Source organism: Empedobacter sp. UBA6745, from assembly GCF_002453775.1.
GTDB lineage: Bacteria > Bacteroidota > Bacteroidia > Flavobacteriales > Weeksellaceae > Empedobacter > Empedobacter falsenii_C.
Genome location: NZ_DKHL01000026.1, coordinates 34,901 through 49,100, shown reverse-complemented (window position 1 = coordinate 49,100; position 14,200 = coordinate 34,901). Strand labels below are relative to the sequence as shown.

Here is a 14,200-nt window from a genome sequence, read left to right as displayed (position 1 = left end):
GTTTTTAATTATAATTGAAAATTCTATTCTCGATACATTTTCTACAAAAACACTCGAATTGACGAATTTTCAAATTAGCAGATTAACTAATTATCAATTAGTGCATAAAATGTCTCATTCCTGTGAAAACCATCGGAATTTCACGTTCGTTACAAGCATCAATAGATTCTTGATCTTTAATTGATCCTCCTGGTTGAATAATTGCTTTAATTCCATTTTCTGCTGCAAAATCTGCTACATCACGGAAAGGGAAAAATGCATCTGAAGCTAATACTAAATCTTCTTCCACTTTTTCTTTTGCACGTGCAATCGCTTGTTGAGCCGCCCAAATACGGTTCGTTTGGCCACCTCCGATTCCGTAAGCTTGACCATTCGTCGCTACAACAATCGCGTTAGATTTTACCCATTTTACAATTTTTTGAGCAAAAACTAAATCTGTCATTTGACGATCTGTCGGTTGAGCTTCTGTTACAACTTTAAGATCTGTTGAAAACTGATTATCTGTAGACTGAACAATTAATCCTCCATCAACTTTTACGTAAGTTACTTTATCCGAAACAGGATTTTTGACTTTGATGATTCGTAAATTCTTCTTTTGTTTGAAAATCTCTAATGCTTCTTCTGTAAATGAAGGCGCAATCACAATTTCTAAGAAAATTTTATTTAATTCAACCGCAGTTTTTCCATCAACCTCTCTATTGAAAGCTATAATTCCACCAAAAATTGACATTGGATCACATTCATAAGCTTTTTCATAAGCTTCTAAAACATTATCTCCAATCGCCACTCCACAAGGTGTTGAATGTTTCACTGCACAACAAGTTATTTCTTCAAATTCTGAAACCACTTTATAAGCCAAATCCATATCACGAATATTATTGAAAGAAAGTTCTTTTCCTTGTAAATATTCGAAATCTTTCATTGCACCATTTTTTGTTTTATCAACATAATAAGCCGCTTTTTGATGTGGATTTTCTCCGTAACGTAAATCCATCACTTTTTCGTAAGAAGACTCTAAAAATTGAGGGAAATCTTCTCCTAAAATGTAAGTAGAAATCGCCGCATCGTAAGCAGAAGTTAAGTTGAATACTTTACCAGCACATAATTTACGCGTTTCGATAGAAGTTGAACCATTCTCGCGAATTTCATTCATCACAACTTCATAATCATTCACATCCGTTACAACCGTTACATCATAAAAATTCTTTGCAGAAGAACGTAACATTGATGGTCCACCAATATCAATAAATTCAATCATCTCTGCTTCAGAAAGACCTGTATTCATCTTTTCGAAGAATGGATAAAGATTTACAATAACGATATCGATTGGGTTAATTCCATGTTCTGCAATTGTTGCCATATGGTTTTCGTCCGAACGACGCGCCATAATACCACCATGAATTGCAGGATGTAAAGATTTTACGCGACCATCTAAAATCTCAGGAAAACCAGTTACATCTTTTACTTCTGTAACTTCAATTCCATTGTCTTGTAAATGTTTGTAAGTTCCTCCAGTTGATAAGATTTTGTAGTCTTGCTCAACCAAGAATTTTGCAAATTCTAACAAGTTTGACTTGTCCGAAACACTGATTAGCGCTTGTTTTTGCATTGTGTTTAGTTTTTAAAGTTTATTGTTTGTTTACTATTTTATTGGAAATGAAAAACCTCAATGTACACGACATTGAGGCATTCTATATTTTATGCTTCGCTGATTTGCTTGATTGCCTTGATGTAGATTTCACTTTCTACCTCAGCAACTTTACGCTGTAAATCTGCTACTTCGTCACCTTCTTCGATCTCAAAAGTTCCTTGACAAATGATTTGTCCTTCGTCTACACCAGCAGTCACAAAATGTACAGTTGCTCCTGATGTTTTTTCGCCAGCTTCTAAAACCGCTTTGTGAACCTTTGCTCCATACATTCCTTTTCCACCAAATTTTGGTAATAATGCAGGATGAATATTAATCATTTTCGCGCCCCATTTCGTGGTAAATTCTGGAGATAATATGGTTAAAAAACCTGCCAAAACAATTAAGTCGATTTCTTCTCCTTCTAAATTATGTTCGGCATCTTCCGAAAAAGTTTTTCGATCTAAGACATACGTTCGGATATCTTTATCCAACGATCGTTCTATTGCATAACAGTCGCGGTCTGCCATTACCATCGAAATTTCGACATTTGGTAACGTTCCGTCTTCAACTGCATCAATAATATTTTGAAGATTTGTTCCGCCACCGGAAACAAATACAGCTATTTTCATGTTTGTTTGTAAGTAATCTTGTTTGTTTTACAAAGATAAGATTTTAGTTGAAGCAAGCCGAAAAATATAACTTGGATTTAATCTATTTATTAATGATTTATTCACAATTAAAAATAAAAAAGGCTATCTCTTATCGAAATAGCCTTTTGAAAATATTTTTTAGTGACCTTGAGTTCCATCAATTCCATGTGCGTGTCCGTGAGATAATTCTTCCTCAGTTGCTGGACGAACATTTAAAACTTCAACTTCAAATTCTAATGTTTTTCCTGCCATTGGAGGATTCAAATCTGCAATTACAGCATCTTCTGTTACCTCTACAACTGAAGCACGGAATTGATTTCCTGCATCATCAGTTAAAGGTAAAATTGCTCCAACTGGTGGTAATCCAGATTCTTTGAACATATCTAAAGGTAATTGAGCAACAGCTTCTTCTACTCTTTCACCGTATCCTTCTGCTGGAGTAATTACGAATGATTTTTTATCACCAACTGCTAATTCTTTTAATTCTTCTTCAAATTTTGGAATCATCATTCCAGCTCCGAATAAAAAAGTTAATGGTTCTTCTGCATTTGATTGTTCTACAAATACTTTTTCACCATTCGCTTCGATGGTATGTAATGAGTAGTTTACTGAAACTACATTGTTGTTTTCTATTGACATAAATTGTAAGTTATGGATGCTTAAAAAAGCGTTCATTTTTAATACTTATCTTTTAACAACAATTATTCCTTTCGAATAATTTGACCAATTTTGTCAGTTATTTAGATTTTTGAACTGACAATTTTTATTTAATCAATAAAAAGTAATGCTTTTTTGATGTCTTCATAACCAATTTCACCATTAAAATAATCGTAAATTGGTTTTAAAACTTTATTCTCTTCAAATTCGATTTCACTATAAGCCAATCGAACTTTATCAATAATTTTATCAGAAGGTTTAAATTTTGAGTAATCCAAATCAGGTTCACTTTCTTTGATTTTACCAATATGATCGACAATTGCTGAAGTAGTTAACCCTCTTTTCTCTGAAATTTGTTCCAACGTCAACCCTTCTTTCACATATTCTAGTGTGATTTCGTAAGTAGATTTCTTTTGTCCTTTTTCTTTGGTTTTATTCTTTTCGATGTTCTTCGCGATTTGCTTTTTATCCAACGTTCCTCCAGAATATCGAATAAAAGCAGCCCAAGAATTTTGCAATTCTTTTTCGTCTAAAAACTCATCCATTTCATTCGATAAAACCTGAAAACGTCTATCAGCCTTCATCGCAAGCGAATCAATTTCTAAAGCCGTTTGATTAAGACCATGTAACATCAACGAATTGAGATCTCGTAAACGTGAAAGTGCAACATACCCTTGACCTTTTTCAAACGCTTTCGACAAATCTATAAACGCAGAATCTAACGTCATTCCCTGAGATTTATGAATCGTAATCGCCCAAGCCAAACGTAATGGAACTTGCGTAAATGAAGCCAATGCTTTTCCGCTTTCGTCTTCTATCGCCCAAGTTTCTGGTTTTGCAACATAAAATTCTCCATCTAACGTTTTGATAATTGGCTCATCTTTTTCAGTATAACCTGATACATTTCCAAGTGTTCCGTTTACAAAACCAACTTCGAAATTGTTACGAACAAACATCACTTTTGCTCCAATCTTCAATTCTAAAACTTCTTCTGCTAAAACAGATTTTTTCAGAACCTCAACCAAAGCTGGATTTCCGGCAACTTTAGCTTCAAATGTTTTGGAAGAAGAATCAATATTAATCAATTGACCTTTATTGATACGATCCACATCCATATTATGCGTATACAAACGCGTTTGTGAATCTATTTCATCAGGAAAATATTCGATTCGAGATTCTAATAAATCAACCGTTTTTTGCGAAATATTTCCCGAACGAATTTCATTTAAGATATCATTTAACGCATTATTTGTCTGACGATATTGTTCTGTCAAATAGCAAATATGTACTTTCGATTGCACCCAAGCATCTGACATAAAACAGAATTTATCTTTCGATTCTTCCCACTCTTCACCAATCGGTGGCAACTGGAAAAAATCTCCCGAAAAAATAACTTGGACACCTCCAAAAGGTTCATCATTTTGTTTGAAAAATTTCAATACATAATCAACCGCATCCAACTGATTTCGGTGCAACATCGAGATTTCATCAATAATCAAGACTTTTACTTTGTCCATTTTATCACGAAAATATTTCTTGTCGCGAAGCGAAGCTAAATATCGATCCGAAACATAATCTTTTATTCCAATTCCAGCCCATGAATGTATCGTTTGACCATTCATGTGCGTTGCTGCAATTCCCGTAGAAGCTGTTATAGCAACAGGAACGCCATGTTGTTTAAGATACTGAATGTATTGATTTAACACATAAGTTTTTCCGGCACCCGCAGAACCTGTTAAAAATACATTTCGACCAGATTTTAGAATTGCCAAAGCCTTAGATTGTTGCATAACTTATGAGTGAATTTGGAGTTTTTTGAATGAACTGCAAAGATACAAAGATTGAATGAAGTAAGGAAATGATAAATATTTAAGTCTTAAAAAAAATGATGTAAATATTAATTAAATTTTTATACTTTAGATTTATAACTAAGTCAAACTAAATCAATTCAAATGATGGATTTCTTCAAAAAAATAAAAGGTGAATTTATCGATATTATCGAATTTTTAGATAATAATCAAAATACGATTGTTCATCGATTTGAACGTTATCAAAACGAAATAAAAAATAATGCAAAATTGGTTGTTCGTGAAGGGCAATTGGCTATTTTTATTAATGAAGGACAATTGGCAGATATTTTTTCGCCAGGAACTTATACGCTAAACACTCAAAATCTTCCTATTTTATCGACTTTACAAGGTTGGAAATATGGTTTTGATAGTCCATTTAAAGCAGAAGTTTATTTTGTTAGTACAAAAACTTTTCTGGATCAACGTTGGGGAACTAAAAATCCTATTATTCTAAACGACGAACGTTTCGGTATGATAGAAGTTCGAGCTTTTGGAACATATACATTTAAAGTTTCGGATGCAGGAAAATTTATCAAAGAAATTGTTGGAACAATTGGTTCTTTTACAACAGAGCAAATCAATGAACAATTGCGAAGCGTGATTGTTACTCGATTTACAGATTCAATCGGCGAAGCAAATTTACCAATTGAAAATTATGCTGCAAATTTGAATGAATTATCCGAAGCAATTTTCAATTATATGAAGGATGATTTTGGAGCTTATGGAATTGATGTGACTAAATTTTTGATCGAAAATATTTCGATGCCAGAAGAAATCAAGAAAGAAATCTTCGAATTGAGTCGTTTGGATAAAATAGATTTGAACAAATTTGCTCAACTAAAAGCTGCAAAAGCAATGGAAGCAGCAGCAAATAATCCATCTGGATTAGCTGGTGCTGGCGTTGGAATGGGTGCTGGTTTTGCGATGGCAAATCAATTTACGCAAGGTTTCGCTCAAAATAATAATCAATCAAATCAAAATCAAACGCCTCCTCCTATTTCGTCAACTTCAGTTTCGTTTTTTGTTGCAAATAATGGTCAACAAACTGGTCCATTCGATTTGACAACTTTGAAACAAATGATTGCAAATGGACAACTTACAAAAGACACATTGGTTTGGAAAACTGGTATGGCAAATTGGGAAAGTGCCGCAAATCAGAGCGAATTAACTTCATTATTTGGTCAAACTCCTCCTCCATTACCTCAAGCATAATTCTCAACTAAAAAAAGAAAACTTGGCTACCGAAGAAATTTATAAAGCAAATAATACAGCTTCCACTTCTTGCAAATCCTGCGGCGCACCAATGGTTTACAAGGCTGGAACAAATTTGCTGGTTTGTACCTATTGCAATAGCACGCAAGAGATTAAACAAGAGAATTTTATATTAAATGAAATTGATTTTGAAAGTTTTATCAAAACCTACGAAAAAGAAGAATTTAATAAAACAAAAGTTATAACCTGCAACAATTGTAAAGCGACACCAACCGTAGACGAAAATCTGCGTTCGATGATGTGTCCGTATTGTGGTTCGCCTTTAGTTGAAGAAAATATACACGAAGAACGATATATAAAACCAAGTTATGTTTTGCCTTTTCAGGTTGATAAAATCAAAATAAATGATATTCTGAAAAATTGGGTAAATGGTTTTTGGTTTGCTCCAGACAATCTAAAAAAAGCAATTTTATCAGCAGATAATATCAATGGAATTTATGTTCCGTTTTGGACATTTGACACAGAAACTTTTACAGATTACAAAGGCGAACGCGGTGATGCATATTACGAAACAGTTGGTCCTGGAAAAAATAGAAGGCAAATAAGACGTGTCGATTGGTCTTATAAAGCGGGCAGTGTAAACAATTTTTATGATGACGTTTTGGTTTGCGGAACCAAAAGTCTTAATCCTACCATTTTAAGCAATGTACAAAGAGGTTGGAATCCGAAAGCTGTTGTAAAAATTGACCAGAATTATCTCGAAGGTTATATTACCGAAAAATATCAAGTTGATTTGAAAGATAGTTACGCGAGGGCAAAAAATATCTTTATTCAATACGAACGAGAAAGTGTGAAACGTGATATCGGCGGAGATGAACAACGCATAAATGACATGTTCACAAAATTTGATAAAATAAAATTCAAACACATATTATTGCCAATTTATGTTAGTTCTTTTTTGTACAATAACAAAAACTACATCTTCTATATCAACGGAATGACGGGTCAAATAGCTGGAGACAGACCTTACAGCACCATTAAAATTGTATTTACGGTAATTGCCGTAATCATTGTATTACTAATTTTAATAATGATGTTTAGATAACAATTTAGCTAAAATTAGTGAGTTTTTTTGAGTGACGATTTTACAACTTTGTAATACAACAACTCAAAAAAACTACTACCATGAATTTATCATCAAGCGGACCTTTTATCGAAATTATCGAGTGGATAGAACAAGATCCAAATCTGTTGATGCTAAAATTTCCTGATCAAGACAAGGAGATAAAAAATGGCGCGAAATTAATCGTAAGAGAAAGCCAAGCCACATTATTTCTTAATCAAGGGGTTTTTGCAGATGATTTTTCAGCGGGAACATTTTCTTTAGCAACCGAAAATATTCCTATTTTATCAAAATTAAAAGGTTGGAAATATGGTTTTCAATCACCTTTTAAAGCAGACGTCTATTATTTTTCGACGAAAGATTTTGTCAATTTAAAATGGGGAACTCCTGCTCCTGTTTTACTTCGTGATCCACAATTTGGTCCAATTCGTATCAAAGCTTTTGGAAGTTATAATATTAAAATTTCTGATGTCAGAAAATTCTTTTCAAAATATGCAGGAACTTTTCCTATCCTGACTGTTTTCGAATTAGAGCATCAATTACGTGATTTTATCGCACCTATTTTTGCCGAAGTTTTGGCTCAAGCAAATATTTCTGCGCTTGATATTGCGGGAAATTTGACTGCGCTTAATCAAAAAATACAACCGTTAATCGCTCCACATTTCGAGCAATTCGGAATCGATGTTACTCAATTTACCATTAGTTCGGCGACTTTACCAAAAGAAGTAAACGACAATATTGATAAAATAAGTAGTATGAATATGATTGATGATATGAACAAGTTTCAACAATTCAATACTTCTTTAGCGATTGGAAAAGATGGAAATCCGATGCAACAAAGTGTGCAAGATACAGCTGCGCTTGGATTGATGATGCAAGGAATTACGCAACAAAACATTCAACAGAACACACCTCAACAACCTACTCAAAATCAAGAAGAATCTGTTATAGATAAACTAAAAAAATTAAAAGAAATCTATGATTTAGGCTTGATTGAAGATACTGAATATCAGTCAAAAAAAGCTGAATTATTAGATAAATTATAACCACTAAAAACTAAATTTTATGAAAACTATTGGAACTTACATGGCTATTTTTGGATTATTAGCAATCGTTTTGAACTTTTTTAATGCTGTTCCTCGTCTTTTGGCTTGGATCTACAATTGGGGCGAAGGCGTTGCGTGGGGAATTAAAATTGCGTTCGTTATCGTTGGTGCTATTCTCTATTTTATGGGAAGAAAACAAGAAGAAAATATCGCAAATTAAAATGATATGAATGACGAAAAGCCAAAATTATCATTGATTGAAAAATTGAAACTTCAAGCAGAGAATCAAACGAATCTTGGAGGAGATTTCATGAAAAATCAATCAAAGCTAGAAACTGTAGATTGCCCAAATTGCGGTGCTGGTCGTGCAAAACAAGATGGTGTTACCAAATGCGCCTATTGCAATTACGAATTTATTAGTGGAAAATTGGACGATGGAATACATATTAAAACCTCAGATAATTCGAAAGAATAATGGAAAATAATTTTGTAGAATTAGACAACTTAATTGATCGTTTCAAAAGCTTTTTATTGAAATTAGAACAGCGTGCTTTGGAATTAGAAACTGAAACGATAGAAGCTGGACAACAAATAAATGATTTGGATGAATTAAGATTTATTCATTTCAAAGCTGGAATTACAGGGCAATATGAAACATTAAAAGTTAAAGCTAAAGAAGTTTTCAAAGAGCAAATTGAGAAAAAATCTTTTTCATATTATTACTCAGATAAAGATGTAAGAGCAGATGATTATATGTATTCTCATGATGCTAAGATTTATGAAACTTCGCTTTTGTTAGATGATTTTGATGATAAAATTGATTCGATTTTGGGAAATATTTTTAGTCAAGTAAAAGCTGAAAGTTCTGAAGATAAACTCAAAAAATTATTAGTAGAATACGAAACAACGAAGAACAATTTTTGTTGTGCGCAATGTGGAGCGAACCTAAAAATCGAGAAAGTCTATTTTGTTTCTGCTTATGTTACATGCGAATTTTGTCAAACGCAAAACACATTTATTCCGTCAACGAGAATGTCACTTTTACCTGATTTGGCAAGAGAAATTGCGACAGAAAAAACAGGGATTTTAGATTATCCAATTCCTGGAAATTCAGTTTTTGAAAAATTTTTGAACAATGAAAAACATGCAAGACAACAATTCTTTATCAAAAAGAATCTAATTCCAGAATTAACCGATTCTTACAAAGAAGTTTATAAAAGAGAAATTAATGATTTTGTACAAACTTTTCAGCATGAAACGGAAACAGAAGCGGCTTTTTATCAAAGTATTATCGATCAATTTGGAACAAAATTTATCAATCAAAATTCGACTATAAATGATTTAGAAAAAATAGATCAACTTGCTTTTGAAACACTTTTAAACAAAGAATTACTCAGTATGAATTTCATGAAAGAAGCTGTAGAAAAAACTACAATTCTGACTGATTTAGAAAACCATTATCAATCATTAAAACAACAAAATAATTATAATTAAACAACTCAAAACTATGTTCGGAAAATTAAAAAGCATTTTCAATAAAGCAGAAGAAGCAATTGAAAATTTACAAGAAAATAACACAACGCAATCGTCAAATTCAGAGAATGAATCTGCAGAAAGTACTTATCAACCAGAACCTATTTATTTTGAAGATTACATCGATTATAGTAACATCATTCCAGAAATTGATGAACATTATGTAGACAATTACGAGAATTTTTACAATGCTTTAAATTCTAATAATCGTCAAAAAGTTGAAAATTCGATTTCGATTTGGAAAATCGATCTTGAAAAATATAAAGAGCAAGTGCGTAAAATGGGACCTTACGAAGGCGATGATTCTTTGCAACAACATGCTATTGCATATTTTGATGATAAAATAAAAAACATCGAAAATGATTTTGAGAAATATGCAGAAGCCTTTTTAACGGATGCCCCAAATCAACAAGAGTTATATGACAGAGCTGAAAACAATAAAATGGCTTTGTATGATCGTATTAATGATCAGTTAGAAAAGTTTGTGCAAAAATATGATGATAAAAATTCGGATATTGGAATTGAACAAATGTATCAACAACATGACGCAAAAGTGCTTGAAGATTCAAAAGATAATCCTTTGTTAGAGCCGATTCATGGAATTTCTTTGTACGATTATGCTGCAGGAGTTGTGAAAATTGGTTCTAATGTTCCTGAAACTGATGTTTTGAAAGCTTTGGGAGTTGATAAACCGCAATGGGACGAAGCAAGTTTGATTTGGAATCAACGTATGGAACAAGATACAGAAATGACTGTAATGACCTTATATAGCCAATATTTCACAAAAATTGATGAACATCCAACATTAGGAAATAACGGAAATCTTTCTGCTGATACAGCTTCAAATCCAAACTTAGAACGTTTGAAAACGGACGAACATTTCTTTTATGATTTAGCTGCCGAAAGAGATGCTGCAATAGAAGTTGGAAAAGATGGTGCGCAATATATTCTAGATAAATACGGAATCGGAATTGTAGATTTTCAAGCTCAAGCTGTTATTTGGACTCGTTCTGGTAATTATTCTTCGATGATTACTTATCAAATGGAAAAGAAAGAAGAATATTTAAAACAATTTCAAAACGAAATGGGCGGAACAATCGCTGATGATATCGAGTTTTAATATTCTACCTAAAACAAAAAAACCGGATAAGAGATCTTATCCGGCTTTTTTAAACTATTTAATCTACTATTTCAATATAATTTTGTCAGCACCTTCTTGAATTTCTCCAATCAACGCACTTCCATCAATAATATTCAATACTTTTTCAGCGTCAGTTTGGTCAACGATGACAACCATTCCGACACCCATATTAAATGTTCCAAACATCTCGTTTTCTGCAATTCCTCCGCGTTTTGCTAATTCTTGCATCACTGTTGGTACATTTATTTTTGTTTTTTCTATTACAGCCGTCAAACCGTCATTTATAATACGAGGAACATTCTCGATTAATCCACCTCCTGTAATATGAGCAATTCCAGACATTTCGATTCCAGCATCTTTGATTTTGAAAATATCATTTTGATATAATTTTGTTGGAACTAATAATGTTTCGAACAAAGGTTTACCTTCAAATTCTTCGTTAAAATCTGGGAAAACTTTACGAACCAAAGAGAATCCATTCGAATGGAAACCACTTGATGGTAACGCAATAATTACTTGTCCAGCTTTTATTTTAGAACCATCGATAATTTCGTCGCGCTCTACCACTCCAACACAAAATCCTGCAACATCATAATCACCAACTTGGTACATTCCTGGCATTTCTGCTGTTTCTCCACCAATTAATGCTGTTCCAGTTTCTTTACACGCTTGTGCAATTCCACCTACAATTTCTGCTGCGATATCAGAATCTAATTTTCCACAAGCTAAATAATCTAAGAAAAATAATGGTTTTGCACCATGACACAAAATATCATTTGCACACATTGCGAAACAATCAATCCCAACTGTATCGTAAACTTTAGAATCTAAAGCCACACGTAGTTTAGTTCCTACACCATCGGTTCCTGATACCAAAACAGGATTTTTGTAACCTCCTAATTGGTAAAATGCACCAAAACTTCCAATTCCATTCAACACGTTTGCATTGTGTGTTGCTGCAACTGCATCTTTAATTTTCGATACCGTTTGATAACCTTCTTCCTTATCTACTCCGGCTTGTTTATATGTATTGCTCATTTTTAATTATGATTTAGTTTTTCGAAATACGAGATTCGAAATTCGTATAACTTATTAATCTATATGCAAAGGTTTTACCTCTTTACACTCTTCATTAGAATAATTTACAGGATATTTTTCTGTAAAACATCCAAAACAATGTTCTTTACTTCCTAATAAATCAATCAGATTATCAACCGTTAAGAAATCTAACGAATCGACATTCAAATAATCTTCAACCTCTTTAATTGACTTATTTCCTGAAATTAAATCTGCTTTAGAAGGCATATCAATTCCTAAATAACAAGGTGCAATAATTGGAGGCGAAGCAGAACGAAAATGAATTTCTTTTGCTCCTGCTTCTTTTAAGATTTTGATTAATAATTTCGAAGTTGTTCCACGTACAATCGAATCATCTAAAACAACCAAACGTTTTCCTTTGATTTTATTTTTGATAGGATTCAATTTTAAGTTTACCACACGCTCACGCATTTCTTGCGATGGCACGATAAACGAACGCGACATATAACGATTCTTAATCAAAATTGGTTCGTAAGGAATACCCGAAGCTTCTGAATAACCAATTGCAGACGGAATTCCAGAATCTGGAACACCAATCACAATATCGGCATCAACAGGAGATTGTTCGTATAATTTTCGACCAGATTCTACACGTAAATCGTAGATTTCATTTCCTTCGATATTCGAGTCAGGACGTGCAAAATAAATGTACTCAAAAGCGCAAATATTACGTTGCGTTGGTTGATTTAATGAATAAGATTTCAAACCTTGCTCATTTACAACAATCAATTCTCCTGGCTCTACATCACGAATAAACTCTGCTCCGACAGCATCTAATGCACATGTTTCTGAACAGAAAACATACGCATCATCCAATTTACCTAAACATAAAGGACGAATTCCGTTTGGATCGCGAAAAGCAGCCATTTGATTATTCGCTAATAACAAAACCGAATAAGCTCCTTTTACTTTTTCTGTTCCTTTCTGAATAGCTTCTACAATATCTAAATGCGAATATTTTTGAATAGAACGTAATAAAACCTCCGTATCCGAAGTTGCTAAAAATGGTAAACCTTCTGCTTCTAATTCAGCTCTCAATGCTTCAACTTCAATTAAATTTCCGTTGTGAGCAATAGAGAAATGAGGTTTTCCGTAAATATTGTACGTGTAAAGTGGCTGAATGTTACGACGACTTCCACCTCCAGCAGTTGTGTAGCGTGTATGTCCAATCGCAGCATTTCCTTGGTATTCTTCAATTTCGGCTTCCATTGTTTTGAAAACGTCTAATACCAAACCTGTTTTTTTCACCGTTTTGATGTTTCCATCTTTCAAGAAAGAAACACCACACGCTTCCTGTCCACGGTGTTGAAGCGCAAATAAACCAAACTGCGCAATAGAATAAGTGTTGATGTTTTTTGGCGAATAAACCCCAAAAACACCACATTCTTCGTTTACACTATCCACAGTATCGGCTGCATATTTTTTTAATAAATTTCTTTCGTAGAAATTCGTTAAATATTCAGCTTTTAATTGGCTTTTATGTAATTTTTTATCAATCATTATAGAATGAAAAAAATGTTTATTTTAAAACTTCTGTCAAACGATTATATACTTCGTGATAAGCTTCTGAAACATCACCTAAATCACGACGGAAACGGTCTTTATCTAATTTTTTACCTGTTTCAACATCCCATAAACGACATGTATCAGGAGAAATTTCGTCAGCTAAAATGATATTACCATCAACATCTTTACCAAACTCAATTTTAAAATCAGCTAAAATTAATCCAGCTTTTAAGAACAATTCTTTCAATGCTTCGTTAATTACTTCAGTTTGTGTATACATTTCATCCAACTCATCATATGTTGCAGCACCTAATAAAACTGCATGATGATCGTTGATTAATGGATCTCCTAATTCATCTTTTTTGTAACAGATATCGAAAATTGTAACTGGAGATTTCGCTCCTTCTTCTAAGCCTAAACGTTGAGCCATAGACCCAGCAACATAGTTGCGCACAACCATTTCAATTGGAATAATTGATACTTTTTTCACCAATTGCTCACGATCATTCAACTGCTCGATGAAGTGAGTTTTAACTCCTTTTTCAATCAAATAGTTGAAAATTAAAGTCGAAATTTTGTTGTTCATTTCTCCTTTGTCCTCAACAGTTCCACGCTTTTGTGCATTAAATGCAGTCGCGTCATCTTTGTAATACACAATTACTTTGTCTGCTTCCTCTGTTGAGTAAACTTGTTTTGCTTTCCCTTCGTAAATGAAGTCTTTTTTTGTTAAGCTCATCGTTGTTGTTTGTTTTTT

Annotated in this window: 14 protein-coding genes; 7 read left to right on the top strand and 7 right to left on the bottom strand. The window is 33.1% G+C overall.

Translation table 11 applies throughout. From position 1 onward, the window contains the following. Positions 1 to 97: 97 nt before the first annotated feature. The 4 genes from purH to B4H69_RS07780 all read right to left on the bottom strand — a co-directional run bounded on the left by purH (position 98) and on the right by B4H69_RS07780 (position 4,727). Complete coding sequence (gene purH, locus B4H69_RS07795) at positions 98 to 1,609, bottom strand: bifunctional phosphoribosylaminoimidazolecarboxamide formyltransferase/IMP cyclohydrolase (protein ID WP_180904869.1); 1,512 nt, start codon at positions 1,607 to 1,609, stop codon at positions 98 to 100. Between the two features lie 89 nt (positions 1,610 to 1,698). Beyond that, entirely contained in the window at positions 1,699 to 2,259 is a 561-nt protein-coding gene (gene purN / locus B4H69_RS07790; protein ID WP_180904870.1) for a phosphoribosylglycinamide formyltransferase, read from the bottom strand. Between the two features lie 159 nt (positions 2,260 to 2,418). After that, positions 2,419 to 2,919, bottom strand: a complete 501-nt coding sequence (locus tag B4H69_RS07785) for an FKBP-type peptidyl-prolyl cis-trans isomerase (RefSeq protein WP_180904871.1) — start codon at positions 2,917 to 2,919, stop codon at positions 2,419 to 2,421. Positions 2,920 to 3,047: 128 nt separating this feature from the next. Next, positions 3,048 to 4,727 carry an AAA family ATPase gene (locus B4H69_RS07780; RefSeq protein ID WP_286479037.1) on the bottom strand — a complete coding sequence of 560 codons (1,680 nt, stop codon included), beginning with the start codon at positions 4,725 to 4,727 and terminating at the stop codon, positions 3,048 to 3,050. 165 nt (positions 4,728 to 4,892) lie between these two features. Between B4H69_RS07780 and B4H69_RS07775 the strand changes: the two genes are divergently transcribed. The 7 genes from B4H69_RS07775 to B4H69_RS07745 all read left to right on the top strand — a co-directional run bounded on the left by B4H69_RS07775 (position 4,893) and on the right by B4H69_RS07745 (position 10,821). Continuing rightward, positions 4,893 to 5,999 (top strand): SPFH domain-containing protein, encoded by a 1,107-nt coding sequence (locus B4H69_RS07775; protein ID WP_180906851.1) that lies wholly within the window; start codon positions 4,893 to 4,895, stop codon positions 5,997 to 5,999. A 22-nt stretch (positions 6,000 to 6,021) separates the two neighbouring features. Next, entirely contained in the window at positions 6,022 to 7,104 is a 1,083-nt protein-coding gene (locus tag B4H69_RS07770) for a hypothetical protein (protein ID WP_180904873.1), read from the top strand. 80 nt (positions 7,105 to 7,184) lie between these two features. Next, a complete protein-coding gene (locus B4H69_RS07765) occupies positions 7,185 to 8,168 on the top strand; it encodes an SPFH domain-containing protein (RefSeq protein WP_180904874.1) in 984 nt (327 codons plus the stop codon). A 19-nt stretch (positions 8,169 to 8,187) separates the two neighbouring features. Next, positions 8,188 to 8,388, top strand: a complete 201-nt coding sequence (locus B4H69_RS07760; protein WP_180904875.1) for a hypothetical protein — start codon at positions 8,188 to 8,190, stop codon at positions 8,386 to 8,388. Positions 8,389 to 8,394: 6 nt separating this feature from the next. Beyond that, a complete protein-coding gene (locus tag B4H69_RS07755) occupies positions 8,395 to 8,643 on the top strand; it encodes a hypothetical protein (RefSeq protein WP_180904876.1) in 249 nt (82 codons plus the stop codon). Next, positions 8,643 to 9,662, top strand: a complete 1,020-nt coding sequence (locus tag B4H69_RS07750; RefSeq protein ID WP_180904877.1) for a hypothetical protein — start codon at positions 8,643 to 8,645, stop codon at positions 9,660 to 9,662. Before B4H69_RS07755 ends, B4H69_RS07750 begins: the two co-directional genes overlap by 1 nt. 13 nt (positions 9,663 to 9,675) lie before the next feature. Next, positions 9,676 to 10,821 (top strand): DUF6620 family protein, encoded by a 1,146-nt coding sequence (locus B4H69_RS07745; RefSeq protein ID WP_280045343.1) that lies wholly within the window; start codon positions 9,676 to 9,678, stop codon positions 10,819 to 10,821. Positions 10,822 to 10,887: 66 nt separating this feature from the next. Here the strand turns inward: B4H69_RS07745 and purM are convergent, their stop codons facing one another. The 3 genes from purM to purC are packed head-to-tail and all read right to left on the bottom strand — an operon-like array spanning position 10,888 to position 14,182. After that, the gene (gene purM, locus B4H69_RS07740; RefSeq protein WP_280045342.1) at positions 10,888 to 11,880 is read right to left on the bottom strand and encodes a phosphoribosylformylglycinamidine cyclo-ligase; all 993 of its coding nucleotides are present in this window, start codon (positions 11,878 to 11,880) and stop codon (positions 10,888 to 10,890) included. Positions 11,881 to 11,934: 54 nt separating this feature from the next. Beyond that, positions 11,935 to 13,440, bottom strand: coding sequence for an amidophosphoribosyltransferase (purF, locus tag B4H69_RS07735; protein ID WP_280045341.1), 1,506 nt, complete (start codon positions 13,438 to 13,440; stop codon positions 11,935 to 11,937). Between the two features lie 19 nt (positions 13,441 to 13,459). Next, a complete protein-coding gene (purC, locus tag B4H69_RS07730; RefSeq protein ID WP_038332381.1) occupies positions 13,460 to 14,182 on the bottom strand; it encodes a phosphoribosylaminoimidazolesuccinocarboxamide synthase in 723 nt (240 codons plus the stop codon). Positions 14,183 to 14,200: the final 18 nt, after the last annotated feature.